General features: G+C 34.3%; 16 protein-coding genes and 1 other RNA gene. 13 read left to right on the top strand and 4 right to left on the bottom strand.

The window, feature by feature from the left end; all coding sequences use genetic code 11:
• Positions 1 to 75: 75 nt before the first annotated feature.
• Both LB941_RS10215 and nth read left to right on the top strand, forming a co-directional pair.
• Positions 76 to 801 carry a DnaD domain-containing protein gene (locus LB941_RS10215; protein ID WP_253361848.1) on the top strand — a complete coding sequence of 242 codons (726 nt, stop codon included), beginning with the start codon at positions 76 to 78 and terminating at the stop codon, positions 799 to 801.
• Positions 794 to 1,444, top strand: coding sequence for an endonuclease III (gene nth, locus LB941_RS10210; RefSeq protein WP_253361846.1), 651 nt, complete (start codon positions 794 to 796; stop codon positions 1,442 to 1,444). The genes LB941_RS10215 and nth overlap by 8 nt, the downstream gene beginning before the upstream one ends.
• A gap of 276 nt (positions 1,445 to 1,720) precedes the next feature.
• Here nth and LB941_RS10205 read toward each other — a convergent pair whose 3' ends face one another.
• Both LB941_RS10205 and recU read right to left on the bottom strand, forming a co-directional pair.
• A complete protein-coding gene (locus LB941_RS10205) occupies positions 1,721 to 4,045 on the bottom strand; it encodes a transglycosylase domain-containing protein (protein ID WP_253361883.1) in 2,325 nt (774 codons plus the stop codon).
• A gap of 27 nt (positions 4,046 to 4,072) precedes the next feature.
• Positions 4,073 to 4,687, bottom strand: coding sequence for a Holliday junction resolvase RecU (recU, locus tag LB941_RS10200; protein WP_253361844.1), 615 nt, complete (start codon positions 4,685 to 4,687; stop codon positions 4,073 to 4,075).
• A gap of 149 nt (positions 4,688 to 4,836) precedes the next feature.
• Between recU and LB941_RS10195 the strand changes: the two genes are divergently transcribed.
• The 4 genes from LB941_RS10195 (at position 4,837) to LB941_RS10180 (ending at position 7,498) form a co-directional block, all read left to right on the top strand.
• Positions 4,837 to 5,391: an SLOG family protein gene (locus tag LB941_RS10195; RefSeq protein WP_253361842.1), complete on the top strand. Its 555-nt coding sequence runs from the start codon at positions 4,837 to 4,839 to the stop codon at positions 5,389 to 5,391.
• 83 nt (positions 5,392 to 5,474) lie between these two features.
• Complete coding sequence (gpsB, locus tag LB941_RS10190) at positions 5,475 to 5,816, top strand: cell division regulator GpsB (RefSeq protein WP_253361840.1); 342 nt, start codon at positions 5,475 to 5,477, stop codon at positions 5,814 to 5,816.
• Between the two features lie 24 nt (positions 5,817 to 5,840).
• An RNA gene (rnpB, locus tag LB941_RS10185) (RNase P RNA component class B) lies at positions 5,841 to 6,217 on the top strand.
• 129 nt (positions 6,218 to 6,346) lie between these two features.
• Positions 6,347 to 7,498: a THUMP domain-containing class I SAM-dependent RNA methyltransferase gene (locus tag LB941_RS10180; RefSeq protein ID WP_253361838.1), complete on the top strand. Its 1,152-nt coding sequence runs from the start codon at positions 6,347 to 6,349 to the stop codon at positions 7,496 to 7,498.
• 116 nt (positions 7,499 to 7,614) lie between these two features.
• On the opposite strand, the gene LB941_RS10175 is transcribed toward LB941_RS10180, so the two are convergent.
• On the bottom strand, positions 7,615 to 8,088 hold the full coding sequence (locus LB941_RS10175) for a universal stress protein (RefSeq protein WP_253361836.1): 474 nt from the start codon (positions 8,086 to 8,088) through the stop codon (positions 7,615 to 7,617).
• Positions 8,089 to 8,123: 35 nt separating this feature from the next.
• Positions 8,124 to 9,707 carry an Nramp family divalent metal transporter gene (locus LB941_RS10170; RefSeq protein ID WP_253361834.1) on the bottom strand — a complete coding sequence of 528 codons (1,584 nt, stop codon included), beginning with the start codon at positions 9,705 to 9,707 and terminating at the stop codon, positions 8,124 to 8,126.
• Positions 9,708 to 9,896: 189 nt separating this feature from the next.
• Here LB941_RS10170 and LB941_RS10165 point away from each other — a divergent pair, with 189 nt between their 5' ends.
• From LB941_RS10165 to hbs, 7 genes are all read left to right on the top strand, one after another.
• A complete protein-coding gene (locus LB941_RS10165) occupies positions 9,897 to 10,928 on the top strand; it encodes a helix-turn-helix domain-containing protein (protein ID WP_253361832.1) in 1,032 nt (343 codons plus the stop codon).
• Positions 10,925 to 12,370 carry a RecQ family ATP-dependent DNA helicase gene (locus LB941_RS10160; RefSeq protein ID WP_253361830.1) on the top strand — a complete coding sequence of 482 codons (1,446 nt, stop codon included), beginning with the start codon at positions 10,925 to 10,927 and terminating at the stop codon, positions 12,368 to 12,370. The genes LB941_RS10165 and LB941_RS10160 overlap by 4 nt, the downstream gene beginning before the upstream one ends.
• Before the next feature lie 261 nt (positions 12,371 to 12,631).
• A complete protein-coding gene (locus tag LB941_RS10155) occupies positions 12,632 to 13,201 on the top strand; it encodes a LysM peptidoglycan-binding domain-containing protein (RefSeq protein ID WP_253361828.1) in 570 nt (189 codons plus the stop codon).
• Positions 13,202 to 13,270: 69 nt separating this feature from the next.
• Positions 13,271 to 13,945, top strand: coding sequence for a (d)CMP kinase (cmk, locus tag LB941_RS10150; RefSeq protein WP_253361826.1), 675 nt, complete (start codon positions 13,271 to 13,273; stop codon positions 13,943 to 13,945).
• Positions 13,946 to 14,020: 75 nt separating this feature from the next.
• Complete coding sequence (rpsA, locus tag LB941_RS10145) at positions 14,021 to 15,205, top strand: 30S ribosomal protein S1 (RefSeq protein WP_253361824.1); 1,185 nt, start codon at positions 14,021 to 14,023, stop codon at positions 15,203 to 15,205.
• An 86-nt stretch (positions 15,206 to 15,291) separates the two neighbouring features.
• Positions 15,292 to 16,602: a ribosome biogenesis GTPase Der gene (gene der, locus LB941_RS10140; protein ID WP_253361822.1), complete on the top strand. Its 1,311-nt coding sequence runs from the start codon at positions 15,292 to 15,294 to the stop codon at positions 16,600 to 16,602.
• Between the two features lie 224 nt (positions 16,603 to 16,826).
• The gene (gene hbs, locus LB941_RS10135) at positions 16,827 to 17,102 is read left to right on the top strand and encodes a non-specific DNA-binding protein Hbs (protein WP_253361820.1); all 276 of its coding nucleotides are present in this window, start codon (positions 16,827 to 16,829) and stop codon (positions 17,100 to 17,102) included.
• Positions 17,103 to 17,161: the final 59 nt, after the last annotated feature.

Below are 17,161 nucleotides of genomic sequence, written 5' to 3'. Positions count from 1 at the left end.
TAAAAAGCAAACTGATTTTCAATATTGAAGTTAGTTTGCTTTTTTACCAATAACTTAGAAAGGACGAATCTTGTGATGGAACAAAGTTTTGAAGAATATCTAAAAGCTGGACAAATGACAGTTTCAAATATGATTTTAAATAATTATCGAAAATTGGGTATGACGGAAATTGAATTTATCTTATTTTTAGAAATTGATAGTCAACTACAACAAGGAGTAGATTTACCTGATATAAAACGTATTGTTGATGCACTTGGATGTAGTAACACCAGAGTATATGAATTGATACATTCTTTACTGGAAAAAAAATTACTATCCATTATTTCGATAGAAGATGACAGTGGTAAGAAAAAAGATAAATATAGTTGGACATTACTATATCAGAAGTTAGATACTATCTTACGCCAAGAAAATAAAAATACTCAACAACAACAATTGATTAAACAACAACAAGATACGTACAAAAATATTGAAGTGGAATTTGGAAGGGCACTTTCACCAATTGAAATTCAAACTATTGATATTTGGTTTAAAAAAGATCATTACGCTCCAGAAATAGTTAATTTAGCGTTACGTGAAGCAGTTTTAAATCAAGTTTATAATTTGCGCTATATTGATCGGATATTGATTAGTTGGGAAAAACAAAATATTAAGACCGTTGCAGATGTGCAACGTATATCTCAAAAGCAACGGAGTAAATATAATAGTATTCCTAAAAAAGAGTCAAGGATAGAAGATAAAAAGCCTAATATACCTTTATATCATTGGTCTGAAGGAAAAGATGGTGATAATAATGCTTAATAGTGAGCAAACATTACAGGCAATTCAGATAATGGGGGATATGTATCCAACTACGGGTAGCTCACTTGTAGCAGATACACCGTTTCATTTTTTATTGGCAGTCATGTTAAGTGCTCAAACAACTGATAAAGCAGTTAATATGTTAACACCAGCTTTTTTTAAACAATATCCGACCCCCAAAAGTTTGGCCGCTGCTTCTGAATTAGAAATACAGAAATACATCAAAACGATTGGCTTATATCGAAATAAGGCGAAATACTTACATGAATGTGCCCAAAGTTTAGTGGATAGATTTGCCGGTGAAGTGCCACGAACACGTAATGAACTTATGCAATTACAAGGTGTAGGACGTAAAACTGCTAATGTGGTGTTAGCTGAATGTTTTGGCATACCAGCATTAGCCGTTGACACACATGTTTCAAGAATAGCGAGAAGGTTGGCTATTGTTCCTAAAAGTGCTACTGTTAGCCAAATTGAAGCAGTACTAATGAATAAGTTACCCAAAGAAATCTGGATTACTGCACACCATCGAATGATTACTTGGGGCCGTGAACAATGTAGTGCGCGTGCTCCTAAATGTAGGGACTGTCCTTTATTATTTATGTGTAATGAAGGTCAAAAGCGCCAAAAAGTAAATGTGTAAGATTATATTTCTATCTAAAAATTTTTAAAAATAAATGTAAAGGGCAAAATGGTTAACTAAAGAGCATTAATATTGTAAACAATCAAGTTTTGATTGTTTAAATTATAGTATAAAGCGCCATTAGTATCCTTTGAGCATACATTTTGGGAAAAAAGAAAGTCCAAGACTTTAGGATAATACATGAAGTACTTCATATATTATCCTAAAAGTTCTTGGACTTTCTTTATTGTCTTAGCTATGTGCATGTTTTTATAGCTTTTATGACGTATTTTCTAATTAATTACTGGTACTGTTTGAATTATCAGAGCTTGATGAACTAGTTGAAGAGGTGCTTGGATTTGAATTAATACTTGCAGAGGAATCTGCATTAGTAGAATCGCTTGCGCTTCCTGATGAGGTGTCTGATGATTCAGATGAAATACTATTTAAAACTGATGAAGTAGTTGTCATTGAACTAATGCTGGATGTATCAACTGAAGACGATGAACTATCAGAACTTGAGGTTTCTGAGCTGGAACTAGAACTGTCAGAATAAGTATCACTTGTTCCTGCTAAGTATAGATATTTAACGCCATCGATGGTTTTTACATACACATTACTTGGACGTTTCCAATTTTTATTTGATTTATTTTTTGAGATTGCTTGAATCAAATATTTATAGAAATACTGTGGTAAGTGTGAGCTAGAGGAGCTTAGGTAATTTGAGTCTTTATATGGATGATCATAGCCCATCCATATCGAAACGGAATAATGTTTTGTATAACCATTGAACCAAGAGTCCATAGTAGCATCATCAGGGAAATTAGTTGAGATGTTTGATGGATAGGCGTTAGTTCCGGTTTTACCTGCTTGGTAAAAGCCACTAATGTAAGCTCGATGACCTGTACCACTTGAACTAGAAATAACATTTTGAAGCATATAGGTAATCATATAAGCGGTTGAAGATTGCATAACTTGTTTACCTTTGCTTGAATAATGTTTAACTTCGCCATCAGCTACTTTAATTTTATTGATATATGTTGGTTTATAATATGTTCCTCCATTATCAAATGCAGAATATGCTGCTGCATTTTGCAATGTTGATGATGGTAATCCAATACCATTTGAATAAGATAGAGATTTACTATATTTAAAACCTAATTTACTGATGAAATTTTGAGCTTTAGTTAATCCAACAGCAGCTAATGCCCGAATAGCGGGAATATTTCGCGACTCTGTCAAAGCCTCTTGCATAGTCATGGTTCCTTTATAACTATCATCAAAATCATTTAATGCAGTACTTGTTCCTGGGTAGTTATACGCGGTGTCATCAAGTTGATGGTAAGTTGCCCAACTTAGATATTCAATTGCTGGTGCATAATCCATTAATGGTTTAGCTGTAGAACCATTAGTTCGGGAAGTTTGAACAGCTCGATTTAAACCATAAGTTACATTCCCTGTTTTTCTGCCACCAAGCATTGCAAGAACTTTACCATTATTTGGATTAACGACGGTAGCAGCAACTTGTACTTTATTATCAGGATATGACAATGTGTTTGAATTAGCTAATTTATACAATTTCTTTTGAATTTTCATGTTTAAATTAGTATAAACTTTTAAACTGCTCGAATAAGGATTATAGCCCTTGGCTTCAACCTGTTTAATAACTTGCTTTAGATAAGCATCTGACCAAGTTGCTTGTTTAGTTTTGCTAGTAGAAGAGTGAGAACTTTGACTAACTAAACCATCAGTTACGCTAACTTTTTTGGCAGCTGCAGCTTGAGCAGAGGTGATTTTCTTATTTGCAACCATTGCATCCAAAACTTCATTACGACGTTGTGTAGCTAACTTAGTACTTGAATAAGGATTATATGATGAAGGTGCATTTGGAATTCCTGCAATCAAAGCAGTTTGCGCTAAAGTTAGTTGACTTAACTTTTTACCATAATAATATTCAGCTGCAGTTTGCATACCATATATGCCATTACCCATAAAAACTTTGTTAATATAGAAAGTTAAGATTTGACTTTTAGAATATTTTTTATCCATTTGGATTGCTAACCATGCTTCTTGTGCTTTGCGCTTTAAAGTTTGGTCAGATTTTTTGGTTGAAAAATAAGCTAGTTTAATTAGCTGCTGATCTAAAGTACTACCACCCTGTAGCCCAGAAGATGAGCCTGTAAGATCTGAAATAGCGGCAGATACAATGCGATAAGGATCAACACCATTATGTTTGTAAAATCGGCGATCTTCTATTGAGACAATAGCGTCTTTTAGTTTTTTGGGTATTTGTGATTGACTAGCATTTTGGCGCTTTTCTGTACCTAAAGTTAAGATTTTGTTACCGGAAGAATCGTAAATAGTTGTTGAACTAGTACTTGTAAGTGCACTTTTACTCAATGTTGGAGCACTTTTAGCATAACTGAAAAATAAAATTGCTCCAGCAGAAACACCAATAATAAATAGACCAAGCAGTGCAAGTAATATACGCCCTATAATGCGTTTAATACTTTTTGGCTTTTTTTTCATTCCATTTTTAGAATGTTGTGATCGTTTGCCCCCTTGATCATCTTGCTTACGTCGAGCGACTCGCGATAACTTGGAATCCTGATTACTCATTATTAAACTCCTTTGTAGAATCCATTTACTTTAAAAATTTTTTTCTATCAGATTGTCAACGTATTTCAAATAAGGAACACGAGGTTGTATCTGATACTCAATTAAAAAACCGGCTTCTTTAATGTCATCTTTTGGAATAGATTTACGACCAGATTTCATATTATTCCAAAATTTAAACAAGAGATCAGCAGGCATTAAGTATATTTCTTGAGTTGTAGCAAATCGAATAATTGTAAAGCAAATGCCATGTTGTTTTTGGCAAGCTTTCATATGAACTATTTGATGCTCATGAAAATTTGCTAGAGGAAAAGCAGTAGTGCTTTTTGTTTCCTTTGCTTCAAAATCAATGTAATGTCCCTTATAAACACCATTGTAATCAGTAGTTGAAGGTTGTTTAAAATAAGCTTCCTTAATTACTGCTGCACTACGTTTAGGGTAGTCTACATTAACAATTTGAATAGGAATTGGCTTTTTGTGTATTACTGCAATTCCATTATTTAGATAGTATTGATTGCTCTGATTTATTTCTTCTTCTAATGTCATTCCACGATTCCCATATAGGATCGTTTTATGAGCATATGAATGTGAAGTAGAGATTAGTTTTTCTGAGTTGTATGTTTGGCCGTTTGGATAGCGTATGACCATAATGCATCACTCTCCCATTCTCATCATTATAACAACTATTCACCCTGTTGGTAAAGAAAACCTTGTTAAATAAATTAAAAATTACAAACGAAAATTGTAATATTTGATTACTGTAGCTTCGTAAAGTACAATTGTTTTGAGGTGAGAAAATGCGATTATGGGTTTCTGGATATCGTAGTTATGAACTAGGTATTTTTAACAGTAAAGATGAAAGAATTTTAGTAATTAAAGCAGCAATAAAGCAAGAATTGATACAAAAATTCGACCAAGGTCTTGAATGGATTATAACCGGACCACAACTAGGGGTGGAACAATGGACTATTGAAACAGCGCTAGAAATCAAAAATGAGTATCCAGAATTAAAAATTGCACTAATAGAGCCTTATACTGAATTTTCAAAGAATTGGGCAGAAGATAAGCAGCATAAGTTGACGGCTTTGCAGACGCAAGTAGATTTTTTTGCCTCTGTTAGTAAAAAAAAATATAATAATCCACAGCAATTACATAATTGTACTAAGTTTATGATTGCTCATACTGATGAAGCAATGTTTGTATATGATCCAGAATTTGAAGGAAAGATTAAATATAATTATCAAGCAGTGAAAGAAGAACAGGAAAAAAGAGATTATGCGCTCGAATTAATTGATATGTATGAACTTCAAGAAAAAGCCTTACAAATTAATGAAGAAAAAAGCAATAAGTAAAAAAATCTTGCAATTTAAATTGGATTTGATATAATGAAAATGTTATGAGTTAAGTTCCTAATATGGAGATGAGGTGCATTCCAATGGAAAATGTAAATCTTACGCCTAAGGATATCGTAAATAAAAATTTCAAGCCTAAAATGCGGGGGTATGACCCAGCTGATGTGGATGAATTTTTGGATGCAGTTATTCAAGATTATGAAACATTCACTAAGGAAAATCAACGTTTACAAGTTGAAAATGATCGATTAGTTGCGAAAGTTGATGAATTGACTAAGCAATTAGCTGTTGGAGGCACAGGTAAAGCTGTTCGCCCAGCAGCAACGACAACGAACATGGATATTTTGAAGCGTTTATCAAACTTGGAAAGACATGTTTTCGGTGCACAACTTAACGGTGAAGACGATCAAAGTAATCGTTTTTAAATGGTGGATAGTAATTAGTATGTAAATTTCGGGTAATCGCGGTTTGTTTTATGCAAACTGAGGAAAGTCCAGGCTTGCACAAACTGAGATGTTTGTAGTGATCGTACTTACTGAAAAAATAAGGTAAGGCATTTACATTATTGTAGATGACGGCGAACAAAAGAGCTAACGTTTTTATAAACCATGCTTGAGTAGTTCTTAAAAGTGCCACAGTGACGAAGCAATACGGGAAACGGTATTGATGGAACGCGGTAAACCCTGCGAGCAGGTAACCCAAACTTTGGTAGGGGCGCTTCATGACGGAAATGAACTAATCATGGGGGCGAGTTTTACTCGGAGATAGATGATTACCACCGAGACCAGTACCTAGCTGGTTGACGTACGGAACTTGGCTTATAGAGATTTACATACTTAATAGGAATAAATGGGCTGAGACAATGTCGTCTCAGTCTATTTTTATGTTTGGACACAACTATATTTGAATCTAGATTAAAGAAAAAAGATTTATGCTATAGAAAAGAGGCTTTTTGATGAAAGAGTACAATTTAATTGCAACAGCAGCTGCTGGAATAGAAGCTATTGTAGGTAATGAATTACGTCATTTAGGGTATAATGTTCAAGTTGAAAATAGTAGAGTTCGTTATACAGGCACAATTGCAGATATTCTAAAAACAAATTTATGGTTACGAACTGCAGATCGCGTGAAAATTATTGTCGGTGAATTTGAAGCAACCACTTTTGAAGAATTATTTGAACAAACAAAGAAACTTCCTTGGGATGAATTATTACCATTAGATGCAGAATTTCCAGTGGCAGGTAAATCGCAAAAATCCAAATTGCATAATGTGCCAAGTGTACAAGCAATTGTTAAAAAAGCAATTGTTAATAAAATGAGTGAAGTATATCATCGTAAAACACGGCTACCAGAAACAGGAGCGTTATTTCCATTAGAAGTTGCAATTAACAAAGACAAAGTATTACTAACGCTAGATACAACAGGTAGTAGTTTATTCAAACGGGGATATCGTATTAATAAGGGAGGGGCACCACTTAAAGAAAATATGGCGGCAGCACTTATCTTATTAGCACATTGGTATCCTGAAAAAACCTTTGTTGATCCTGTTTGTGGATCTGGAACGTTGCCAATAGAAGCAGCACTTATTGGACATAATATTGCTCCTGGATTTAATCGAGACTTTGTGTGTGAAAGTTGGGATTGGGTACCTAAAAAACTTGCAGAACAAGTACGTGCTAAAGCTGATAGTGAAGCTAATTATGATGCTAAACTTGATATTTTTGGTTATGATATTGATGGCAAAATGATTGAAATTGCTAAACAGAATGCACGTGAAGCAGGTTTGCTAGATAGTATCACTTTTAAGCAAATGGCGGTTAAGGATTTTAAAACGGAGAAAGAATCTGGAGTGATTGTCGCTAATCCGCCTTATGGAGAAAGATTAAGTGATCAAGAAAATGTTCGAATATTATATAGACAAATGGGGCAAGTTTATCAACCGCTTGAGACGTGGAGTAAATATATTTTAACCAGTGATTTAGAATTTGAAAATTATTATGGTAGTAAGGCTACAAAACGAAGAAAGTTGTATAATGGATCATTACGGACAGATCTATTTCAATATTGGGGTAAAAAAAAGCGTGTAACAAAATGCACTATTAACTAAAAAATTGAAATTTAGAATAATTAGCGCCCTTTTAGATATTAAATAAGCAGTATGCAAAATTCTGGAAATAGAATTTGCATACTGCTTATTTGGATGTCTGATTTAGAAGAAATAAATTAGCGAACTACAATTACAGAACATGGAGCATTTTGAGCCATAGCGCTGGCTTGTGATCCAATAAAAATTTTCTTCCGTTCATTAACGGGTTTTGTCTTTGAACCACAGACTAAAAGATCTGGATTAAATTCAGGTAGAATATCATTTATGATAATGTCAGCAGGTTTACCTTCACCAGTAAAGGCTTGAATTTCTTTAACGCCAAAACTACGTGCTTTGTTAACATAACGCGCTAAATCATCGGTAACTTGTGAACGCCGCTGTTTCATTACCTCGGGGCTTAGCGTATCAAATATATTAAAATCTTCTACTTCTAAAATAGAAACGATACCTAATGGAGCATTTAAGCGTTTGGCTGTAGTAACTGCATAATTAAATGCACGTATTGACGAATGTGAGTCATCTTCATCAACAGCAACTAAAACACGAGTAAAACTACGAGGTGAAATTTCAAAATTAATATTATCCGACAATGTTAAACTCTCCCTTCAAATTAATTATAGAAATTTTAATTGTTAGTTTTCTTTTTTCTCATTTGCATAGCTTTAGTATAACGTAAATCCCCTTTATGAACCTCAACAATTGTCCAAACTAGTAGAACTAAGATTGCTAAAATTAAAATATATGCAATTGTATGGGCAATCGTAACTTGAGTAGCACTAGGGTTACTGCCGAAGAAATCAGTAATTGAATCAGGCAATCCACGTAAGTTTAAGACCGTTAATGAAATAACCGAGAACCATCCAGTAATTTTAAGAAATAATGAATTCTTGAAGTGACCCATGGTATTTTTACTATCAGTCATCATTATTAAAGGAATCATTGAAAAAGGTAGGGCAAAAGCTAAAAAGACCTGGGAGTTATTCATTAAAGTATTAAGTGATCTGTGTTCTTGTAATTCACTTTGTCCGCTAGTTAGCAAGACACAAATCATTACAGGAATAACGGCAATTAACCTTGTTACTAAGCGTCGAGCCCATAATGGCATTTTTAAATTAACAAAACCCTCCATTATAACTTGTCCAGTTAACGTTCCTGTAATAGTGGAGTTTTGGCCTGAAGCAAGCAAAGCAACTGCAAACAAAACAGATAGTATTCCAGATTTTGCAACACTAATTAAAACACCGTTGCTTAAACTAGAGGTATCTGATAAAGCCGAGTATAATCCGAAGAAAGATGGATCTGAAACGGCACCAGACTTGAAAACTGAAACACCCATAATCAATAACAAACAATTTACAACGAAAGCGGCAGTTAATTGAATGTTAGAGTCCCAACCAGAAAACTTTACGGCTTGTGCGACAGCTTCATCATCAGTATGATCAATTTGCCGTGTTTGAGATACAGCAGAATGTAGATACAAATTATGTGGCATAACGGTAGCGCCAATAATGCCAAGGGCACCACTTAAAGGCGTCATTCCATTAACCGTTTTAGAGGTAGAGAAAGTTTTTGCATTTGGAATAAAGCCACTAAAAACGCTACCCCAATCAGGATTGGAAAGTGCAACTTGATAAATGAAAACAAACAAAATTACTAGAATTAGAGCTACGACAATAGCTTCAATTTTGCGAAATCCAACTTTGGTTAGCAATAATAATACTAAAACGTCTAAAATAGTAATAAAAACAGCTATGATTAATGGAATTCCAAAAAGTAAGTAAAGTGCAATTGCGGCACCAATAACTTCAGCGATATCGGTTGCCATAATCGCAAGTTCCGTCATAATCCACAAAACAACTCCTAATGGTTTGCTAGTTCGAGAACGAATGGCCTGGGCTAAATCTAGTTGGGTAACAATACCAAGTTTAGCTGCCATATATTGTAGAAGCATTGCAACCAAACTTGACATTAAGATGACAGACATTAAAAGATACTGAAAATTTTGTCCGCCAGTAATAGATGTTGACCAATTACCGGGGTCCATATAACCAACGGCAACTAGTGCACCTGGACCAGAATAGGCTAATAATGTTTTCCAAAATCCTTTACCTTTAGGAACTTTAACAGATCCATTAATTTCTTCCAGTGATGGTCCATTGGCATAAGCAATAAATTTACCTTTAGCGTGCTCTTTTTCATTGTTGTTCACAGTGAAAACCACCCTTCTTTTTAATAGCACACTTGTATTTTACCTTGTTTTTATACAATTTAAAAGATGTTTTAAGGTACACCGTAAAATAATTATCATTATTATTGACGGATTTAAGCAGGAACACTTAAACTGATGGTAGATAGTATTTCGGAAATATAAAATATTTGGTGTTAGCGAGGTTTGAAAATGGATACATATTGGTTGTTGTTTTTTTCACCGACACAAGCGCGTAGATCTGCGGTATTGCGACAGTTACTATCAAACTCACAAAAGGAATCAGCGCTATATTGGGGTATGATATACGGGTGGTTAGATTACATTAATGTATATCGAGAATTATCAAAAAATGAGTTTGACTCTCAAATTCAAAGACTAGTTACAGCAAATTTTCTACATGAAACTGAGGATGGGTATCTGTTAACTGAAGCAGGATGTGCAGAAATAAAAAAACAAAATGAACATTTTATTCTAAAAAAGCCAACGTTGTTTCGAATCTTAAATATTAGTTTATTGAATGAAGTAATATGTTTAGCAGTTCAAGTTGCATCTGAAGCTAGCTATAGTAATAAGAAATACTATGTGGTTAGTGAAAATATAAGAGCTCAAACGATAATGAAAGAATGGCTTAGACAATATGGGGTTAAAAAATTAGCAATTTTATTGGTTAAGGATTTACAGTATTTTCTTGGACAGCAAGATAAGGTCGATGCGGATATTTTTTGTCTTAAATTAGTAGGTCATAATATTATTGGAAAAACAGACGCACAATTAGCTAAATTTTTTTCAAAATCAGAATTCGATATCCAACGAATATGGCTAGATTTGCTTAGTCGTTTTTGTTGGTACCTTTATATAAATAATGATTTATTGGCACAAATCATTCAAGCAACTGGTGTTAATATTGAACCAGTTAGAAAAAGTAGATTTGAAACGATAAATCGTTTTAAAAAAGGAGAGAGTATTACTGAAATTGCAAGTGATTTAAAAATAAAAACCAATACGATAGAAGAACATTTGCATGAAGCATTTATTTGGCATAAACAATTAGATTTGATGAAGCTATTAACTGCAACTGAAGTTGAAAATTTAAAAGAAGTGACACAAAAATTAGGGTCACAAGAACACTGGAATTATAAAAATGCACTAGCAGAGGGATTAGATGTTAGTTTCTTTAAATTTAGAATCTTCGAGATTGAAAGGGGACGTGGCAAAAGATGAGCCTTGAAAAATTTTTACAAGACAATTATGGCTTTTCGAATTTTAGACCAGGGCAAAAAGAAGTAATTGAAACCTTAGTAGCACAAACATCATTATTAGCGATATTACCGACAGGAAATGGGAAATCATTGTGTTACCAATTTATTGGCAAGTACCTACATATACGGACTCTAATTATTTCACCGCTATTATCTTTGATGCAAGATCAAGTAAGTCAGATGCATTTTCAAGGAGAAAAAAAATCAATTGCGATAACATCGGAGCTAAGTTTTGAGGATAAAAAAAAGATTATTAAAAACCTGGATGAGTATATGTATATATTTGTAGCTCCAGAAATGTTGCAGCGCCCTGATTTAAAAGAAAAACTGCAAAAAATAGCTATTGGTTTATTGGTTATTGATGAGGCACATTGCATTTCACAATGGGGCCCAGATTTTCGCCCAGATTACTTGGATTTAGGAAATATAAAAAAGATGTTAGCAAATCCATTAACCTTAGCATTGACGGCAACTGCAACTCCAACAGTTCAAAAAGATATTTGTCAGCAATTAGGCTTAAAAAAGGTATACCATCGTTCTGTTGATCGGCCTAATATCTATTTAGGTGTTCTTATAGTCAATGATGCGCTTGAAAAAAAAGAGGAATTATTAAAGCTAGTAGAAAAATTATGTGGCCCAGGATTAATTTATTTTTCAAGTAAAAAAATGGCAGACGATGTTAGTATATGGTTGAATGAAAAAAGTCAGTTGCGAGTTGCAGCATATCATGCAAATTTAGCATTAAGTGAAAGATACAAAGTTCAACGACAGTTTATAAATGATGAATTGGATATAGTTTGTGCAACTAGTGCTTTTGGAATGGGGATTAACAAAGCAAATATTCGATATGTTATTCATTATCATCTACCTGCAGATTTAGGAAGTTACTTGCAAGAAATCGGGCGAGCTGGTCGAGATGATAAGCAAAGTTGCGCTATTTTATTATATCAAAAGGGTGATGAAAACATTCAAAGAAGACTTGCAGAAAATACTTTGCCCTCTGAAAGAGAAGTTAAACAGTATTTTATGATAAAACAGCGAGAAAATCACAAAGTGATTGATGCAGTTACAGAACAAGCATTGCTGATTGATAAGTTTAAAAAGATGGGTTTCACGCAAGAAAAGCTGGTCTCATTTTGGCAGAGACGAAAAGAGGAAAAAAGGCAAGCACTTTTGGCTATGATAAAATACGCAACTACAAAAGCATGTAAGCGGCAATTTATTTTAAATTATTTTTCGGAAGAAACGCAGGTTGTACATAATGATACTAATTGCTGTAATTTAAATGATGAGACTTTTCCTCTGAAAAATTTGGGGTTGTTTCGAAAAAAAATGATAGATCAAGTTGATAATAGAAAAGATTACCATGAGATATTGAAGGAACTTTTTAATGTTGGCAATTAATTTTTAAGAGTTCATATTTTTGATGCGAGTAGCAAAAAAAATAGTGATAATTGTTGTCGAAGGATGCAAGCAATGTTGAAATGTATATATAAGGATGCCTAATCACTATTTGATATAAAAAGTAATATCTGTCAAGTTAAGAGAACGTATGCAAAGCACGCAATAATGCACATTTAAGAAAAAGTTCAGCAAATGAATACCCCAAAGTTAAGCTGTTATGGTAAAATACACTAGTAGTATTGTTTTTAGGAGGCGAGAGGCATGAGTAGCCACAACAAAAAGCCATGGGAGAATACGTTTGAAGATGAAAAGGATGATCGAGGCAATTATTCTCGAACTGTTAACCGCCGTAATACTAAGCGAAACACAGCGTTAACGACATCGTTATTAATTATATTTATTGTTATTATTCTAGGTACTATTGGTCTATATTTTGTATCACAAAAAACATCAAATGATTCTTCGAGCAGTAGTTCAATCACGGTTGCAACATCTAACTCAACTAGCAAGAAAAAATCCAGCAAAACAAGTAGTTCAAAACAAAAAGCGAGTAGTGTAAAATCAAGTACAAGTAGTGAAACACAAAGCACAAGTAGTAGTACAACTGAGCAAAGCGAGAGCACAGAAGCTTCGGAAACTAGTTCAAGTAGTTCGGCTTCAAGTACAGCAAGTTCTACGACAAGTGCGTCATATGCTACAGTTGAGTCGGGCCAGGGGATATATCGTGTTGCAGTTAATAATGGATTAACTGTGGCTGAATTATTGGAACTTAATCCGACATTGACAGCAAGTACGACTTTAGCTCCTGGACAACAAGTTAGAGTCAAGTAAAGTTGTATTATAAAGAAAATATGAGGCTTTTAGCCTCGATTTTTTGTGTAAGGAGAATAATTTATTTTTATGAAAAGAAAAATTCAAATAGCAATTGACGGACCAGCTTCTGCAGGCAAAAGTACAGTAGCTAAATTGGTTGCAAAAAAATTAGGCTATATTTATTGTGATACAGGTGCTATGTATCGTGCTGTAACGTACGCAGCAATGAAAAAAGATATTCGGCTTGATAATGATAAAGATTTAAATCAATTGTTGCAAAAACTTAGTATAGAATTTGTGCCGGCTAATCCAGAACAAAAAGTATATGTTGATAATGTTGATGTAACAAAAGAAATTCGTTTGCCAGGAATCACAAATAATGTTTCTATTGTAGCAGCACAATCGAGTGTTCGGACAGATTTGACAAAACGGCAGCAGCAAATTGCACAAGCTGGTGGTATTGTGATGGATGGTCGTGATATTGGAACCACAGTCTTACCTAATGCACAGGTAAAAATTTTCTTAGTTGCTAGTGCAAAGAAAAGAGCTTTGCGAAGATATAAAGAAAATATCTTAAAAGAAATTAATACACCATTAGATGTTTTGGAACAAGAAATTATCGAGCGTGATTATAAAGATTCACATAGAAAGATTTCGCCACTTGTCCAAGCAAGTGATGCAATTGAGATAGATACAACTGAACTTACAATTGATGAAGTAGTCCGAGAAATAATGAAAATCATTGAAAATAGACTAAATTAAAAGTTTATACTGGAATTTTACATAGCAATAAGTTAAAATGTAGGTTAGAGTTAGTCGTTAAGGAGGACATGGTCCATGAGTGAAACAGAAGCAAATAAGGATTTATTAGAGGCTTTAAATAGCGTACAAGATGTCAAAGTTGGAGATGTAGTTAAGGGTGAAGTCTTAGCTTTTGATGACTCCAAGCAAGCCATCGTTGGGATTGAAAATGCCGGAGTAGAAGGTGTCGTACCTGCACGTGAATTAAGTAATAGAGAAGACAACTTAGAGGTTGGCGATGTTTTAGATTTAGTTGTTATTTCTAAAATCGGATCTGATAAAGAAGGCGGCAGTTACTTACTTTCACAACGTCGATTAGAAGCCCGTAAAGTATGGAGTGACATCGAAAAAACGTTTGAAGCAGGTCAAACAATCAAAGCTCCTGTAACTCAAGTCGTTAAGGGTGGTTTGGTAGTTGATGCTGGGGTGCGTGGTTTTGTACCAGCTTCAATGATTTCTGATCATTTTGTAGAAGACTTGAGCCAATTCAAGGGTCAAGAACTAGAATTCAAGATTGTTGAAATTGAACCAAGTGAAAATCGTTTGATTTTATCAAGACGTGAACTAGTTAAAGAAGAACGTGAAGCTAAAAAACAAGAAGTCATGGCTAAATTAGTTGTTGGCGATGTTGTTAAAGGCAAAGTTGCACGTTTAACAAATTTTGGTGCCTTTATTGATTTAGGTGGCGTTGATGGCTTGGTACATGTTTCAGAAATTGCATTTGAACGTGTTAACAAACCTGCTGATGTTTTAAAAGTTGGTCAAGAAGTTGATGTTAAGATTTTAGCAGTTGACGTTGATAAAAATCGTATTTCACTTTCAATTAAGCAAACATTGCCACAACCTTGGGATAAGGTTGCAACAGAAGTTGCTGAGGATGATGTTCTTGAAGGAACAGTTAAACGTTTGACAAGTTTTGGTGCATTTGTTGAAGTTTTCCCTGGAGTGGAAGGCTTAGTGCATATCTCTCAAATTTCACATAAACATATTGCAACACCAAATGAGGTTTTGAAGTCAGGTGAAACAGTTAAAGTTAAAGTATTGAGTGTAAATGCGACAGATCATCGTCTTTCATTATCTATTAAAGCATTACAGGAAAAACCAGCCTTTGAAAAAAAGGAAGCACCTGTTAAAAAAGAAAGTAAAATGGAAATTCCTGAAGAAGAAACAGGCTTTACTTTAGGTGATCTTGTAGGTGATGAATTAAACAAAAAAGACTAGTTAATAACTGATTTTTATACTGACCCGAAAGTCTTGCACCTTTGGGTCAGTTTTTTATTGATAAAAATAGAAAGTGAGGCGTAATAATGGCAAATCCTATTGTTGCTATTGTGGGTCGGCCTAATGTGGGCAAATCCACTGTATTTAATCGAATTGCAGGCGAACGAATTTCAATTGTAGAAGATATCCCTGGTGTAACGCGTGATCGTATTTATGCTCATAGTGAATGGATGGGACAAAAGTTCAATATGATTGATACAGGTGGTATTGATATTGGGGACGAACCTTTTATAACGCAAATTACAGAACAAGCAGAGATAGCGATTGATGAAGCTGATGTGATTGTTTTTCTTGTAAGTGCTAAAGAAGGCGTAACTGATGCAGATGAAAAAGTTGCTAAGATTTTGTATGGAACTGATAAGCCAGTTATTTTAGCGGTTAACAAAGTTGATAATCCTGAAATGCGAACCGAAATCTATGATTTTTACTCGTTAGGTTTTGGGGAACCAGTACCTATTTCTGGGACACATGGGATTGGTACGGGGGATTTACTTGATGTTGTTTGTCAGGCTTTTCCAAGTCAAGGAAAGTCGATAGAAGATACATCAGTTAAGTTCAGTTTTATTGGTCGACCTAATGTGGGTAAATCTTCGTTAGTTAATGCTATTTTAGGTGAAAATCGAGTTATAGTTTCTAATGTTGAAGGAACGACTAGAGATGCAATTGATACCAAATTTATTTCAGAAAATAAAACTGAGTTTACGATGATTGACACAGCCGGAATTCGAAAAAAAGGTAAAGTATATGAAACAACTGAAAAGTATTCTGTGTTGCGTGCTTTACGTGCAATTGATCGTTCAGATGTAGTTTGTGTTGTATTGGACGCAAAAGATGGAATTCGTGAGCAAGATAAGCACGTTGCAGGTTATGCGCATGAAGCAGGGCGTGGGATAGTTATTGTGGTTAATAAATGGGATGCAATAGAAAAAAATACGCATACAATGCAGGAATTTGAGGCAACGATTAGAGCAGAGTTTCAATATCTAAGTTATGCGCCAATTGTGTTTGTTTCTGCTAAAACAACACAGCGTTTAAATAACCTGCCTGAACTTATTGAAAGAGTTAATAAGAACCATCAGCGTCGAATTGCTTCTTCCGTTTTAAATGATGTTGTAATGGATGCAATTGCACATAATCCAACTCCAACAGATAATGGTAAACGCTTGAGAGTATATTATGCGACACAAGTTGCAATTCAACCACCTACATTTGTTGTTTTTGTAAATGATCCAGAATTGATGCATTTCTCATATGCACGCTTTTTGGAAAATCAAATAAGGGCTGCTTTCGATTTTGAGGGAACACCAATTCATCTAATTGAAAGACGCCGAAAGTAGTGTTTTGATATCGTTTTCTAGCTAAAATTATAAAAAGACTAAAAACTTGCCTATTTAAGCTTAAAATTCTAAAAAAAGCTTGTTATATAAGGCTTTATATGGTATTTTAGTTAGTGAGCAATGATTTGTTGGTCATTGTTTCAACTCTTGCGGTTTTTCCGTAGAGTTATTTTAATGGTATGTCACATGACTTATCAGATTTTCGCTTCAAGGAGGTGAAACATATGGCAAACAAAGCACAATTAATCGAGAATGTTGCAGAAAAGACTGGTTTAACCAAAAAAGATGCAACAGTTGCTGTTGATGCAGTATTCGGTTCAATCCAAGACTTTCTTAAGGATGGCGAAAAAGTTCAATTAATCGGTTTTGGTAACTTCGAAGTACGTGAACGTGCTGCTCGAAAAGGTCGTAACCCACAAACTGGGGAAGAAATTCAAATTCCTGCAAGTAAGGTACCTGCATTTAAACCAGGTAAAGCTTTGAAGGATGCGGTTAAATAAACTCGTAATACCTTAAAGAAAAATAAAGAGGAGGCTAGGATTTTTCTGGCCTCCTCTTT

The sequence above is a fragment of the Ligilactobacillus ubinensis genome (assembly GCF_024160875.1).
GTDB classification, from domain to species: Bacteria; Bacillota; Bacilli; order Lactobacillales; family Lactobacillaceae; genus Ligilactobacillus; species Ligilactobacillus ubinensis.
The sequence above is the reverse complement of the archived record's forward strand: the minus strand, read 5'-3'. Positions and strand labels throughout refer to the sequence as shown.